Source organism: Brachybacterium sp. (assembly GCF_052095815.1).
GTDB lineage: Bacteria > Actinomycetota > Actinomycetes > Actinomycetales > Dermabacteraceae > Brachybacterium.
The window spans coordinates 41,575-54,289 of sequence record NZ_JBQDLF010000023.1 but is presented as its reverse complement, the minus strand read 5'-3'; the positions used below and the strand labels follow the sequence as shown (position 1 = coordinate 54,289).

Here is a 12,715-nt window from a genome sequence, read left to right as displayed (position 1 = left end):
CCGTAGATCAGCTGGATGGTGAAGAACAGCTCCGCATGGGCGAGCACGTAGACGATCGAGGTGCCCTTGACCAGGCCGATGATCTCGTTGAAGGCGGGCGGCAGGATCGCGCGCATCGCCTGCGGCAGCACGATCCGCAGCGAACGGTCTCGGGCGGGGATGCCGAGCGCGCTCGCCGCCTCCAGCTGGCCCTGGTCCACCGAGAGGATGCCGCCGCGGATCAGCTCTGCGGAGTAGGCCGCCTGGTGCAGGCCCAGGCCCAGCACCGCGGCGAGCATCGGCGTCATCAGGTCGCTGGTGCGTGCTTCGAAGAAGGTCGCATCGGTGAACGGGATCCCGAGCCGCACCTGCTCGTACAGGTAGCCGAGGTTGTACCAGAGCAGCAGCTGCACCAGCAGCGGGGTGGAGCGGAAGACCCAGGAGAACGTCCAGCTCACACCCGAGATCAGGGCCGACGGGGACAGGCGCATCAGGGCGAGCAGGAGTCCCAGGCTGAAGCCCAGGGCGCCGGCGAGCACGGTCAGCTTCAGCGTCTCGAGCAGTCCGCGGATGATCGACTCCGCGAAGAACCACTGGGCGACCACGCCCCACTCCCACCTCGGGTTGGTGACGAAGGAGTACAGCACGGCGGCGACGACCAGGCCGACGACCACCGCGAGCACCACGCGGCCAGGATGCCGGGCTGGGACGACCCGCAGGTGGGAGAGGTCTTCGGGCGGTGCTTGGCCGTTCGGGCACGACATCTCGTGCGGTCCCCTCGCCGGGGCATGCCCGGCGGCGTGGGTGGCCGGGGGCGTGCGGCGTGCGGTCTCAGGGGAGACGACGGACGAGGTCATGAGGTGCCTTCCGTGACGGAACGTGAACCGGAGCGTGGTCCGGGCTTGCAGGACCCGACGGTATAAGCCAATCTAATGAACATGCAAGGCGGCGGCTATGGATCGTCACGGTATGACACAGAAGCACCTCAGAAGGGATCCCGACGGATGAACTCCTCGATCAGGGCAGCGAGCACGCGCCTGGCGATCATCGGCGGCGGACCGCGAGCGATCGGCGTGCTCGAGCGGCTCGGCGCGAATGCCGCGCTGTGCGAGACCCTCGCGCACGCCCCGCTGCAGGTCGACATCGTGGATCCGCACATGCCCGGAGCCGGACGCATCTGGCGGGCCACGGAGAGCCCGCTGCTGCTGATGAACTCGCGCGCGGCGGACGTCTCGATCTATCCCGATGACACGGTCGACTGCGCCGGCCCCGTCCAGGCAGGCCCCTCGCTCGCGGAGTGGGCCGAGGGGATCCGTCGCGGCACCATCGAGGCACCCACCGCCGGCACCGAGCGCCTCGCCGAGATCGAGGCGCTGCAGGCCGCGGACTTCCCGAGCCGGCGTGTGCAGGCGCTCTACCTCGAATGGTTCTTCGGACAGGTCCTCACACGACTGCCGCAGGCGGTCACGGTCACCGTGCACCGCACCACGGCGACCGCGGTGCGCCCTCCCGCGGTCCGTCCCACGGTGGTGCGCCCCACCGCCGCGGTCGACGGAGCGGGCTGGGTGGTCGAGCTCGAGGACCGTGACCCGCTGCGCGCGGACCTGCTGCTCCTGGCCGCGGGACATACCGATGCGCGCCCGTCGGCCGTCCGGCACCAGCTGTCCTCCTTCGCCCGCCGCCACGGCGGCACCTATCTCGCGCCGTCCCAGGCCTCCGACGCGCAGCTGGACCTCCTCGCCCCCGGGCATGACGTGATCGTGCGTGGCATGGGCCTGGCCTTCATCGACCTGATGGCGCTGCTCACCGAGGGGCGCGGGGGAGTGTTCACGCCGGATCCGCGACCGGGAGAGCACGGGCGCCTGAACTATGTCCCCTCGGGCCGGGAGCCCCGGCTCTGGGTGGGATCGCGCCGTGGGGTGCCCTACCACTCGAAGGTCCGCGACGAGGGCGAGCCCGCTGGGCTCGGCGACCTCGTGCATGTCACCCCCGAGGCGCTGCGCGAGCGGGAGGACGCCGACGGCCTCCTCGACTTCCGCGCCGACGTGGTGCCGCTGATCGCCGCAGAGATCCACCGCTGGGTGCCGGCCTCGCCCCTCGCAGCCCCTGGTGAGGAGCCCCTCGACTGGCTGGACCGTCCACTGTCCTGGCTGGAGGGCGATGCCCATCCGCGGGTCACCCGCGACGCCGTGGTGCGTCACATCGAGCACGACCTCCGCTCCCGCACCCACGGGGACGTCAGCTCCGCCCGGGCTCTGTTCCAGCTGCTGCTGCGCCTGCACGGCGTGCTCGTGGATCAGCTGCCCGCCGCACGGCTCCGCGGCGGCGAGGCCGGCGGCTACCCGCGCTGGTGGCACTCACTGTTCAGCTTCGTCGACTCCGGGCCCCCGCCGCACCGCCTGCACCAGCTGCTCGCGCTCGAGCGTGCCGGGGTGGTCCACTTCCTGGGACCGCAGGTGAGGGTCAGCGCCGACGAGGCCTCCGGCCTGTTCACTGCGCGCGGCGGGGCGGGCGTGCGCGTCACGACCGACGCCCTGGTCGACGCCTTCCTGCCCGAGCCGTCCCTGGCCGAGTCCACGAATCCGCTGCTGCGGGACCTCGTGACCGGCGGTGGGACGGCGGTGGGCAAGGAGTCCGCCGCCTCACCCGGCACGCTCGAGGTCGATTCCCACCACCGGGTGATCGGACCGGACGGCCAGGCGCAGCCTCGGCTGTGGGCCGTCGGCCCCTGGACCTCCGAGCTGCCCGTCGGCGCGTTCGCCCGCCCTCGCACCAACGCCCCCTGCCACCGTCGCAACGATGCCCTCGCCCGCGATCTGCTGGATGCCGCGCTGCGTCACGGCGCGCTGCGCCACGGCGAGACGGCGCGGCCGAGCACGGCGACCCTCTCCATCGAGTCGCCCCTCGAGTCGCCCGTGGAGCCGGCCGTCGAGTTGGCGGTGGAGCCGGCGGTGGAGTCCGCCGGGGCGACCGTCCCGCGCACGGCGCGCATTCCGCGCCTGGGGGTGCTGGGCCCGGGCAAGATCGGCAGCGCCCTCACCCGCGCCGCCCTGCGCCGCGGTGTCGAGGTCACCGTGGCCGGGCGCTCCCCGGCTGCCGCGCTCGCCGCGAGGCTGCCCGGTGCGAGGCACGTCGGCCCCGACGTCCTCGCGTTGAGCTGCGACGTCGTCGCGATCACGGTGCCTCTGCATGTCGCCCTCGCCCTCGAGCCCGCCGCATTCCAGGACGTCGTGGTGATCGACGCGACCAATCCCTGGGGCGAGGCGGACGCCGCCGCGGTCGCGGCCGCCCGCGCCGAGCTCGGCGACCTCGACGGACTGCTGTCCACGAGCGAGCTGCTCGCGGCCCGCCTGCCCGCGGCGCACGTGGTGAAGACCCTGAACCACATCGGCTATCACGACGTCGAGGACCACGGCCGCGAGGACGGCGATCCACAGCGGCGGGCGATCGCCGTGGCGGCCGACGATCAGCGAGCCGCCGATGCCGTGGGCCGGTTGCTGCATCTGATCGGCTACGAGCCCGTGCGGGTCGGCACCCTCGCCGAGGGGCGCGAGCTCGAGCCGGGAGCCGGTCTGTTCAGCGGGTGGAGCACCCGGGATGAGCTGAGCCGGCTCCGCCGGGAGCTGGTGCGCGTCGCCTGAGAGGTTGCCGCCTCAGGATCCCGCGACGGCGGACGGCGGCTGCGCGGCGCGCGCCCGCTCCACGTGCGATCTCGCGTGCTCGAGCGCGCTGTCGAAGTCCACGAACAGGTGCTTGTGGTGGCGCAGTGCCGCGAGCACTCCGACCTGGCGGAACAGGGAGCTGTGGCTGTCCTGCACCCCCTTGATCAGCACCGTGATGCCGCGCCGCTCGAGCCCGCGCACGAGCTCTGCCAGCACCTGGGCGCCGGAGGCGTCGACCCGCTCGAGGCGGGCCAGCCGCAGGATCACCACGGTCACCTCGCCCACTCCCATGACCGTCTCGAAGACCCGCTCGGAAGAGACGAAGAACAGCGGTCCCTGGAAGCGGACTGCGACGATCGAGGTGTCGAGCTCGCTGGGCTGCTCTGCGCGGATCGGTTCGAGCGTCACGCCGGTCGAGCGGGAGGCGGCGCGCAGGGCGACGACCGCTGCGAGCGTCACGCCGATCAGCACCGCGACGATCAGGTCGAAGGACACGGTGATCAATGCGGTGATCGCGAAGATCCAGGCATCGGAGCGGGTGGAGGTCATGATTGCCCGCACCGTGGCCAGGCGCACCATCCGGATCGCGGTCATGAACAGCACCCCGGCCAGGGCCGCCAGCGGGATCATCCCCACCGGTCCGGCCGCGACGTACACCACCGCGAGCAGCACCAGCGCGTGCACGATCGAGGCTGCGCGGGTGCGGGCCCCGGCGCGGATCGACACCGAGGTGCGGGCGATCGCGCCGGTCGCGGGCATGCCGCCGAACAGGGACGCGCCGATCGAGGCGATCCCCTGTCCCACCAGCTCGCGGTCGGGGTCGAAGGCGCCGGTGTCCGCCATGGAGCCGGCCACCCGCGCGGAGAGCAGCGACTCGATCGCAGCGAGCGCCGCGACGGTGGCGGCGGCCGGCAGCAGCACGCCCAGCAGCTCGGGATCGATGCGCGGCAGCGAGGGGGCGGGCAGGCTCGCGGGGATCGCGCCGATCGTGGCCAGCGGACCGGGGATCAGCACGGCCAGCAGTGCGACGACGGCGATCCCGATGAGGGAGCCGGGGATCGAGGGATGGATCCGGGGCGCGATCACCATGCAGGCCGCCACGATCGCCACCGCCCCCAGTGCCCACAGCAGGTAGGCGGGGTCCGCGGCGATGAGGGACTGCGCGGCGGCGACCAGGGCGTTCGAGCTGTGCTCGCCCGGCGCGGCCGGATCCGCGGAGGTGATCAGCGGGATCTGCTGCATGAAGATGATGCAGGCGATGCCGAGTGTGAACCCCTCGATCACCGGCCACGGGATGATCGAGACGACCTTCCCCAGGCGCAGCAGTCCGGTGACCGTGACGATCAGCCCGGCCAGCAGGGTCACGGCCGCGATCGCGCCCACGCCGTAGTTGGCGACGATCGGGACCAGGACCACCACCATGGCCCCCGTCGGCCCTGAGACCTGCACGTTCGAGCCGCCGAACACGGCGGCGAGCAGTCCGGCGACGATCGCGGTGATGAGCCCCTGCTCCGCGGTGAGGCCGGAGCTGACGCCGAAGCCGAGCGCGAGCGGCAGCGCGACGATGCCGACGGTCACGCCCGCGAGCAGGTCCTTCCGCCAGGTCTTCGGCAGCAGGCGGTAGTCCTCGCGGGCGGGCCACAGGCCGCGGGAGCGCACCAATGCCGTGCGCAGACGCGCGGAGAGGGCGGGGGCGGTCATCGCTGTGCCGCCTTGATCTCGGGCAGGCTCTGGGCGGCATCCAGCCGTGCACGGTCCTCGCTGAGCATGTTCAGCAGGAGGGCGCGGGCCACCGCCAGCAGCTCGCGGATGCGCGGATCGGCCAGGCGGTAGTAGACGTGGCTCGCGCGACGCTCGGAGGTCACCAGGTGGTGGCGACGCAGCACGGCCAGATGCTGGGAGAGGTGGGAGGCCTCGAGCTCGGTCTCGGCCTGGAGCGCGGCGACGCTGACTTCGTCGGCGTCGGCGAGCAGCTCGAGCAGGCGGATGCGGAACGGGTGGGAGAGCCCCTTGAACAGGTTGGCCTTGACCTCGTAGAGGGGACGCTGGCTCTGAGATAGTGGCATGATGAAATCATCATATCGCGGGGGAGTGCGGGTCGCACGCGATGGTGACCAACGTGATGGAAAGCTGTCCGTATGAGCGCCTCCCTCGTCAGCAGACTCCTCTCGGGCCTCGCGGAGGACGCGGTGCTGGGGCTGGGGGAGCCCACGCACGGAACCGCTGAGGCGTTCGCCCTGAAGTTCGAGATGATCCACAAGCTGGCCCGGACGGGCAGCCTCGCGATGCTCGCATTCGAGGAGTCCTTCACGGTAGGCCTGCAGGTCGATGCCGCGCTGCGCGGAGGGGGAGACCTCGACGCCGCCTGGGACCTGGGCAGCTCGCTCTGGAACACCACGACCATCCGGGATGGCCTGCGCACCCTGCAGCAGATCATCGCGACCCTCCCCACAGCGGGGCGACCCCGGTTCCTCGGGGTCGACATCTCCAAGCCCTATCGCACCGCTCGCGCGCTGCTCGAGAGGGGTGCACAGGCGCCGGCGCTGCGCGCGGTCGCTGCTCGCGATGCGCTCACGGCCGACGGGGTGAGCGCGCTGGTGCAGGTGTGCCGCACGCTCGAGGCCGACGGAGATCCGCAGACGGCGGCGCTCGCGCAGAATCTCCGCCGTCACGCCGACGCGTACCTGCTCGCGCCGGACCTCACCCGGCTGCACCGCCGCGAGGCCCACATGGCCGACACCCTGCTCGAGAACCTGCCCCGCCACGGGATCACCGTGCTCTGGGCGCACAACGAGCACCTCGCCCGGAACCCCGAGGGCTGGGGCGGACCGACGATGGGGCACCTGATCGACCAGGCGCTCGGGGAGCGGTACGTGCCAGTGGGGATGCTGTGCGGCGAGGGTGAATGCCGGGCTGTGGACCCTTCGACCGGCAGAGACGACTACGCGGCGGTGCCGCTGCCGCCGGTCCACGCGGACACCACCGACCGCGCGCTCGCCGAGCTCGGCCGAGCCGTCGTGACCAGCGAGGAGTTCGTGCACCCCGGCCCCCGCCGGTTCATCGGCTGGCAGGTGGACACGTCCCTGTTCACTGACTCACGGGCCGTGCGGGACACCTTCGAGGTGCGCAGAGCCTCCACCGATTTCTCGGCGCTCATCCACCTGCCAGGCAGCACGGCGGATGCCACGGCGACGCGCGCCGTGCTGCGGTAGGGGCGTCGGAGCACGCGCGTCGTCGGCCCATGGCCGACGTTCAGGAGCGGTGGTCGGCCTTCGCTGTGGCGTGCGTGACGTCGCCGGAGAGGAACGAGAGCCCGATCATGACGATCGCCAGGACGAAGTACGCCCAGGTGTCGACGAGGTTCAGCGGCAGGAAGTTCGAGTACGAGTTCGGGTCGACGAGCAGGCCGAAGAGCCACAGCACTGCGGCGAGGCCGCCGCCGATGCGCAGGATCCGGCGCGCCGAGTACGAGAATCTCGACTGCGCGATGGTGACGGCGCCGAAGAGCAGGTGGACGAGGTTGTGCAGCGCGGACACCTGGAAGATGCCCAGCACCATCGCCTCGGAGCCGTAGCCCATCTCGATGTTGTTCTAGTTCGACGTCAAGCCGGGGAAGAATCCTGCGAAGCCGATCGCGAGGAAGAACATCCCGCAGATGATCGCGGCCCACCTCACGGGTGCGCGCGCGGGGTCGTCGTCCGCGCGGGTCAGGGGTGGGTGGACGGGGCCGTCGATGAACATGTCTGTCCCTCCGTTCGTGTGCTCCGTGCAGGAGCTCCGACGGGCCGGCCGGGGCGGTGCTCGCACCGACCGCACGGCTGGGAAGCGGGTGATCCGCTCGACGCTGTGGATTTCAGAGTACGCCCGTGTCGAACGGCGTGGAAGGGGCCGACGGGACGAAGGGCAACGGGACGGAGGGGTGACGGGACGGAGAGGCGATGGCGCCGCGCGGCGGGAGGCGCGGCGCGCGTCAGCTCAGGTCCTTCTCCATCCATTCGTCGGTCTCCGTGGCGGTGCGGCGCACGCCCTCGTCGTCCATGTAGTCGTAGGTCGTGGTGACGAGCTCGCCGAGCCCGCGATAACCGAGCCGCTCGTAGAGCCGGCGGGCGTCGGGGTTGTCCGTGCCGACGCCGAGGCGGAGCCGCCCGGCTGGCTCAGCGAGCTGCTCGGCCTCGCGCATCAGCGCCGCGCCGATGCCCCGGCCGCGGTGCGACTCCAGGACGCCGACGTTGCAGGCCTCGGGGATCTCGTCGTGGACCAGCTGCGCCACCCCGACCGGGTCCTCGCCGTCGACCGCGACCAGGAGGGTGCTGCGACCCGCGCGCATGCTCTCCAGCCAGGCCGGAGCGGCGGAACCCCAGCCCGGCTTCGCTACGGACATCGCCTCGACCAGCTCCTCCGTGAGCGGGCGGATGCTCAGTGCATTCATGCGCCGGCCGCCTGGGCGACGACGTCGGCGAGCACCACGTCGCCGAGGCCCGAGCCCAGGTTCTGCACGACGAGCAGTCCCTCGGGCCGACCGCTGCGCAGCAGATCGCCGGTGGCACCGGTCGCGTGCGGGTAGTCCGCTCCGTGCTTGAGCGGGCGCAGTGCCTCGAACTGCGCCGGATCGTCCGCGACCACGGTGCCCGTGCGGGAGATCTCCGCGCCCGCCACCGAGGCGTAGTCCACGGGGAGCAGGGTGGTGTCGGGGGCGACCTCGCCGGGGGCGAGCGCGGTGCCCGTCAGCCCGATCGGCAGCCCGCTGATCACGACGCCCGCCCCGTCCAGGGCGGCAGCGCGGTCGGTGGTGGTGCGCAGCTCGAGGTCCGGGGTGTGCTGGGCGCACCAGGCGGTGAGCTCCTCGAGGGCCTCCGGGCGACGTCCCCAGACCGTGAGCGGGCCGCGACCGAGCGCCTCGATGACCCGGGCATGGGAGCGGGCCTGGACGCCGGTGCCGACGAAGGTGATCGGCCGCCCGTCCAGGGCGAGCGAGGCACCGGTGACCGCGGCGGTGCGCAGGGCCGTCAGCTCGGCGGCATCCAACGTGGCGCGGGTGGTGCCGTCGGCCCCGGAGAGCACCATCAGGCCACCGATCATGTCCTTGCCGCGGGCACGGTTCGAGGGCGTGACCACCACCCACTTCATTCCCAGCAGCCCGCGCTCCGGCCAGGCCGCGGGCATCGCGTTCGCGAACCCACCCTGCTCATGGATCACCTGGGACTTCGGAGTCACTGAGGCGGAGCCATCGGCCAGGGCGAGGAGCGTCTCGCGCATCAGCTCGACCGCACGCGCAGGGGAGGGGAGGAGATCACGGACCTGGTCATCGCTGAGATGGGGCATCCGTCGACCGTATCGCGCACGCCCGCAGCGCGCAGTGGGACACCGAGATGCGAGCTCGGGGAGCGGCCCGGGCGCCTACAGTATTCGCATGACGAATCGATGGGGGAACGACGATCACGGACCGGGTGGGGACCCGTCCTGGCTGGGTGGAGGGGACCGCAGCGGCGGTGGAACACCGGGCGGAGGGCGAGACTCCGGAGGTTTCTCTTCCGACTTCTCCTCCGACGTCCCGCAGAACCCCCGGGGCGCTCGGGACTCCTGGCCCGCAGCGGAGCCGGACCCCCACGGAAGAGACGGCGCGCAGGATGCGGAGTCGATGGCGCCTCGTTTCGGAGATGCCACCGGAGATGCTGCGAACTCGGAAGGCCGCGGTCAGAACTCTCCCTGGACATCGAGCTTCACCGGGACGTCGAGCGAAGGGAGTACCCGGGGCACTCGCGGAACGATCAGCCGGGTGATCGCGATGCTCGTCCCCTTCATCGGCGTAGCGGTTTTCGCGATCATCGCCATGAGGGCCATGGGCTACAACATCAGCATGCTGTGGGTCGTCGTGCTCTTCGGCCTGCCGGTGATCAGAAGAGTGATCCACCTGCTCAAGAAGAACCTCGGCGGCTGACCCGCGGGGCACGACCAGCGGTCACTCGGCGGTGAGACGGTAGGCAGCACCGTCGGCGGAACGGGTCAGCACTCCCGCATCTACCGCATCCCGCCGCACCAGGGCGACATCCGCGGCGAACATTGCGATCGCGGCGTTCAATTCACCCTCGGTGAGGGTGCGCTCCGACCCGACGCGCTCGAACACGATCTGCGCGATCCGGCTGCTCACCGCGCGTGATTCCTCGGTCTTCACCGGGATCCCCTCCAGCCTGCCTGCCGCGAGGATCGCCTCGTCGGAACGCATCACGCCGAGCGCCTCGGTGATCTCGCGCAGGGTCGCCACATCGGCCTCGCCGTCGCTCGCGAGCCAGCCGAGCCGGGAGAGCGGCCCACGCACCGCAGGATCCTCCGAAGGTCCATCGCCCGCCAGCAGCTGGGCGAGACCGCGGCGCAGCTTCGGGGTCGAGAGCATTGCGAACAGCATCCGGGCGTGACCAAGTGGGATGGCGAGATCGTGCGAGGTGGGCATCGTGGAGCTGCTTCCTGTGGGGAGGGGCGGCGGACAGCTTGCCATGTCACGAGTGTGAGGTCGGGTACTTACGGCCGGCACGTGTCCCAGAGTCAGCCACCTGGGGGATGCTCACGGGAGGAGTTGTCAGGTGAGCTAAGGAGCGTCACAGGTGGTCATGGGCATGCACAGCGGTGCGCCGCTGAGTCCGGTCAGGGGTGTCCGCTGGTGGGCGGTCAGGGGTGCGGCCCTCATCGGCATCGTTCTCGTCGGCGCGACGGCGTTCGCTGCGTTCGGCGGGGACGGCGACCGTCGGGGTGAGGTGGTGCGGGTGATCGATGGCGACACCCTCGTGGCGCTCATCGATGGCGAGGAGACCACCGTTCGGCTGCTCAACGTGGACACCCCCGAGACCAAGCACCCGGACGAAGAGGTCCAGTGCCTCGGGCCCGAGGCGACAGCGTTTCTTACCGAGCGGCTGCCCGCTGGAACGGAGATCGAACTCGAGTACGACGAGGAGCGCCTGGACCGCTATGACCGCACTCTGGCCACGGTCTATGAATCGGAATCGCTGATCAACGCGGAGATCGCTGCGGCAGGGCTGGGAGTGCCGGTCTACTTCGCCCCGAATGATCGCTTCCTGCCCGAGGTGGAGAAGGCATCGCTGGAGGCACGCGAGAGTCAGGTGGGTCTGTTCTCGGCGGAGATCGAGTGCACCCTTCCCTCGCAGCTTCAGGCCCAGGGCGCCGCTGTGGATCAGGTGCCGACGACGGTGGAGGGCGACCCGGGCGATGCGCTCGCCGGCGCGACGAGCGTGCTCGAGGAGCTGGATGTCTTCATCGCAGGCCTCGACGTCGGCGGTCTGCCCGGCCTGGGCAATGCGGTGTTGGCCGGACCGCTGCTCGAGTCGTATCTCCAGGATCTGCGTGAGGACGCAGGCGGTCTGCGCGAGCAGGCGGAGTCCGCACACACCACTTTCGACGAGCTGAAGATCGCCTACGACGAGGAGCAGGAGCGGATCGAGCAGGAGCGCCTCGAGGAGGAGCGTCGCAAGGAGGAGGAGCGCCTCGAGCAGGAGCGCCTGGAACGCGAGGAGCAGGAGCGTCTGGAACGGGAGGAACAGGAGCGCAAGGAGCGCGAGGAGCGGGAGAAGCCGAAGCGGCCCGTCGCCTCCACGACCGCGCAGCAGCCTGCCGGGAAGAGCTCGAACTCCGGGTCGAAGAGCTCGAGCTCCGGGTCGAAGAGCTCCTCGTCCGGAGGGTCCAGCTCGGGCGGTGGTTCCGGCAGCGGCTCGGGCAGCTCTGGGTCCTCTGGCGGCTCGTCCTCCGAAGGGAAGTCCTCGGGCCGGGGCGGCTCGAACGGATCTGGATCCCCGTCGAGCTCGAGCTGCGTCCCGTACGGGCCCGAGATCCCGCACGCCGACGCCGGCGGGTACACGGGTAAGCGATACGGCATGCCCGGAGGGAAGACCTTCCGGAAGTGCAGCTGACCGCTTCGCGGCTGATGCGAGGATGGGCCCGCCGGGCAGTCGCGGCCCGGATGCACCCAGCAGGAGGAGCACGCCATGGAGTATGTGAAGCTCGGCAGCGCTGGTCTGGACGTCTCGCGCCTCTGTCTGGGCGCGATGGGCTTCGGGGACCCCGAGAGTTGGATCCACCAGTGGGTGCTCGAGGAAGATGCGGCCCGCCCCGTCATCAGGCACGCCCTCGACGTCGGCATCAACTTCTTCGACACCGCGAACGTCTACTCGATCGGCCGCAGCGAGGAGATCCTCGGCAGGGCGCTGGTGGACTATGCGAAGCGGGACGAGATCGTGCTTGCCACCAAGGTGCACGGGCGGATGCACGACGGGCCCAACGGCGCCGGTCTCTCCCGCAAGGCGATCCTCGCCGAGGTAGAGGCCAGCCTGCGGCGGCTCGGCACCGACTACATCGACCTCTACATCATCCACCGCTGGGACTACACGGTCCCGATCGAGGAGACGATGCGCGCCCTGGACGATGTGGTGCGCTCGGGCAAGGTCCGCTACATCGGCGCCTCGGCGATGTTCTCCTGGCAGTTCCTGCAGGCGCAGCACGTGGCCGAGGTGAACGGGTGGACGAAATTCATCTCGATGCAGAACCACTACAACCTCCTCTACCGCGAGGAGGAGCGGGAGATGATGCCGCTGCTGCGGGAGCTGGGCGTCGCCTCCACCCCGTACAGCCCGCTCGCCGCCGGGCGCCTCACCCGCGACTGGAACGCGGACACCGAACGCGCCCGCACCGACGCCACCGCGCAGACGAAGTACGACTCGACAGAGGACACGGACCGCGCGATCGTCGAGCACGTCGCGCGGATCGCCGAGGACCGCGGCGTCGAGCGCGTGCATGTGGCACTGGCCTGGCTGCTCGCGAAGGATCCGGTGGTCTCCCCGATCATCGGCGCCACGAAGATCAGCCATCTCGATAGTGCTCTCGGCGGGCTCGACCTCGAGCTCACGGTCGACGAGATCGCTGCGCTCGAGGCGCCGTACGTCCCCCACCAGGTCTCGGGTGCGCTGGCGCCGAGCGAGAGCGTCCCGGGACGGCCCCCGGGCTCTCGCCGCTGACCCGCTCCACCGGGGGCCGAGCGCCGCGCGGGCCGGCGGCGCCGTGCCCGGGTGGCG

General features: G+C 71.0%; 13 protein-coding genes. 5 read left to right on the top strand and 8 right to left on the bottom strand.

What is annotated here, in order from left to right:
* On the bottom strand, positions 1–836 hold an 836-nt coding region (locus ACTH43_RS10585; protein WP_441444866.1), incomplete at its 3' end, for an amino acid ABC transporter permease.
* Positions 837–983: 147 nt separating this feature from the next.
* Between ACTH43_RS10585 and ACTH43_RS10580 the strand changes: the two genes are divergently transcribed.
* Positions 984–3,620 carry an FAD/NAD(P)-binding protein gene (locus ACTH43_RS10580; RefSeq protein WP_441444865.1) on the top strand — a complete coding sequence of 879 codons (2,637 nt, stop codon included), beginning with the start codon at positions 984–986 and terminating at the stop codon, positions 3,618–3,620.
* A 12-nt stretch (positions 3,621–3,632) separates the two neighbouring features.
* Here ACTH43_RS10580 and ACTH43_RS10575 read toward each other — a convergent pair whose 3' ends face one another.
* Entirely contained in the window at positions 3,633–5,342 is a 1,710-nt protein-coding gene (locus tag ACTH43_RS10575; protein WP_441444864.1) for a SulP family inorganic anion transporter, read from the bottom strand.
* Positions 5,339–5,707, bottom strand: coding sequence for an ArsR/SmtB family transcription factor (locus ACTH43_RS10570; protein WP_441444863.1), 369 nt, complete (start codon positions 5,705–5,707; stop codon positions 5,339–5,341). Before ACTH43_RS10570 ends, ACTH43_RS10575 begins: the two co-directional genes overlap by 4 nt.
* 72 nt (positions 5,708–5,779) lie before the next feature.
* On the opposite strand from ACTH43_RS10570, the gene ACTH43_RS10565 reads away from it, so the two are divergent.
* Complete coding sequence (locus ACTH43_RS10565) at positions 5,780–6,853, top strand: erythromycin esterase family protein (protein WP_441444862.1); 1,074 nt, start codon at positions 5,780–5,782, stop codon at positions 6,851–6,853.
* A 40-nt stretch (positions 6,854–6,893) separates the two neighbouring features.
* On the opposite strand, the gene ACTH43_RS10560 is transcribed toward ACTH43_RS10565, so the two are convergent.
* The 4 genes from ACTH43_RS10560 to ACTH43_RS10545 all read right to left on the bottom strand — a co-directional run bounded on the left by ACTH43_RS10560 (position 6,894) and on the right by ACTH43_RS10545 (position 8,963).
* Positions 6,894–7,220: a DUF4383 domain-containing protein gene (locus tag ACTH43_RS10560; RefSeq protein ID WP_441444861.1), complete on the bottom strand. Its 327-nt coding sequence runs from the start codon at positions 7,218–7,220 to the stop codon at positions 6,894–6,896.
* A 12-nt stretch (positions 7,221–7,232) separates the two neighbouring features.
* Complete coding sequence (locus ACTH43_RS10555; protein ID WP_441444860.1) at positions 7,233–7,382, bottom strand: hypothetical protein; 150 nt, start codon at positions 7,380–7,382, stop codon at positions 7,233–7,235.
* 229 nt (positions 7,383–7,611) lie between these two features.
* The gene (locus ACTH43_RS10550) at positions 7,612–8,070 is read right to left on the bottom strand and encodes a GNAT family N-acetyltransferase (protein ID WP_441444859.1); all 459 of its coding nucleotides are present in this window, start codon (positions 8,068–8,070) and stop codon (positions 7,612–7,614) included.
* Positions 8,067–8,963 (bottom strand): ornithine cyclodeaminase, encoded by an 897-nt coding sequence (locus ACTH43_RS10545; RefSeq protein ID WP_441444858.1) that lies wholly within the window; start codon positions 8,961–8,963, stop codon positions 8,067–8,069. Before ACTH43_RS10545 ends, ACTH43_RS10550 begins: the two co-directional genes overlap by 4 nt.
* Before the next feature lie 454 nt (positions 8,964–9,417).
* Here ACTH43_RS10545 and ACTH43_RS10540 point away from each other — a divergent pair, with 454 nt between their 5' ends.
* Positions 9,418–9,579 carry a hypothetical protein gene (locus ACTH43_RS10540; RefSeq protein WP_441444857.1) on the top strand — a complete coding sequence of 54 codons (162 nt, stop codon included), beginning with the start codon at positions 9,418–9,420 and terminating at the stop codon, positions 9,577–9,579.
* Positions 9,580–9,600: 21 nt separating this feature from the next.
* On the opposite strand, the gene ACTH43_RS10535 is transcribed toward ACTH43_RS10540, so the two are convergent.
* Positions 9,601–10,089, bottom strand: coding sequence for a DUF2087 domain-containing protein (locus tag ACTH43_RS10535; protein ID WP_441444856.1), 489 nt, complete (start codon positions 10,087–10,089; stop codon positions 9,601–9,603).
* A gap of 157 nt (positions 10,090–10,246) precedes the next feature.
* Here ACTH43_RS10535 and ACTH43_RS10530 point away from each other — a divergent pair, with 157 nt between their 5' ends.
* Both ACTH43_RS10530 and ACTH43_RS10525 read left to right on the top strand, forming a co-directional pair.
* Entirely contained in the window at positions 10,247–11,557 is a 1,311-nt protein-coding gene (locus ACTH43_RS10530; protein ID WP_441444855.1) for a thermonuclease family protein, read from the top strand.
* A gap of 75 nt (positions 11,558–11,632) precedes the next feature.
* Positions 11,633–12,658, top strand: a complete 1,026-nt coding sequence (locus tag ACTH43_RS10525; protein WP_441444854.1) for an aldo/keto reductase — start codon at positions 11,633–11,635, stop codon at positions 12,656–12,658.
* The last annotated feature ends 57 nt before the right edge of the window (positions 12,659–12,715 follow it).

Coding starts and splice junctions, on each gene's coding strand:
- ACTH43_RS10580 (WP_441444865.1), top strand. CDS start 984: ATGAACTCCTCGATCAGGGCAGCGAGCACGCGCCTGGCGATCATCGGC.
- ACTH43_RS10575 (WP_441444864.1), bottom strand. CDS start 5,342: ATGACCGCCCCCGCCCTCTCCGCGCGTCTGCGCACGGCATTGGTGCGC.
- ACTH43_RS10570 (WP_441444863.1), bottom strand. CDS start 5,707: ATGCCACTATCTCAGAGCCAGCGTCCCCTCTACGAGGTCAAGGCCAAC.
- ACTH43_RS10565 (WP_441444862.1), top strand. CDS start 5,780: ATGAGCGCCTCCCTCGTCAGCAGACTCCTCTCGGGCCTCGCGGAGGAC.
- ACTH43_RS10560 (WP_441444861.1), bottom strand. CDS start 7,220: ATGGGCTACGGCTCCGAGGCGATGGTGCTGGGCATCTTCCAGGTGTCC.
- ACTH43_RS10555 (WP_441444860.1), bottom strand. CDS start 7,382: ATGTTCATCGACGGCCCCGTCCACCCACCCCTGACCCGCGCGGACGAC.
- ACTH43_RS10550 (WP_441444859.1), bottom strand. CDS start 8,070: ATGAATGCACTGAGCATCCGCCCGCTCACGGAGGAGCTGGTCGAGGCG.
- ACTH43_RS10545 (WP_441444858.1), bottom strand. CDS start 8,963: ATGCCCCATCTCAGCGATGACCAGGTCCGTGATCTCCTCCCCTCCCCT.
- ACTH43_RS10535 (WP_441444856.1), bottom strand. CDS start 10,089: ATGCCCACCTCGCACGATCTCGCCATCCCACTTGGTCACGCCCGGATG.
- ACTH43_RS10530 (WP_441444855.1), top strand. CDS start 10,247: ATGGGCATGCACAGCGGTGCGCCGCTGAGTCCGGTCAGGGGTGTCCGC.
- ACTH43_RS10525 (WP_441444854.1), top strand. CDS start 11,633: ATGGAGTATGTGAAGCTCGGCAGCGCTGGTCTGGACGTCTCGCGCCTC.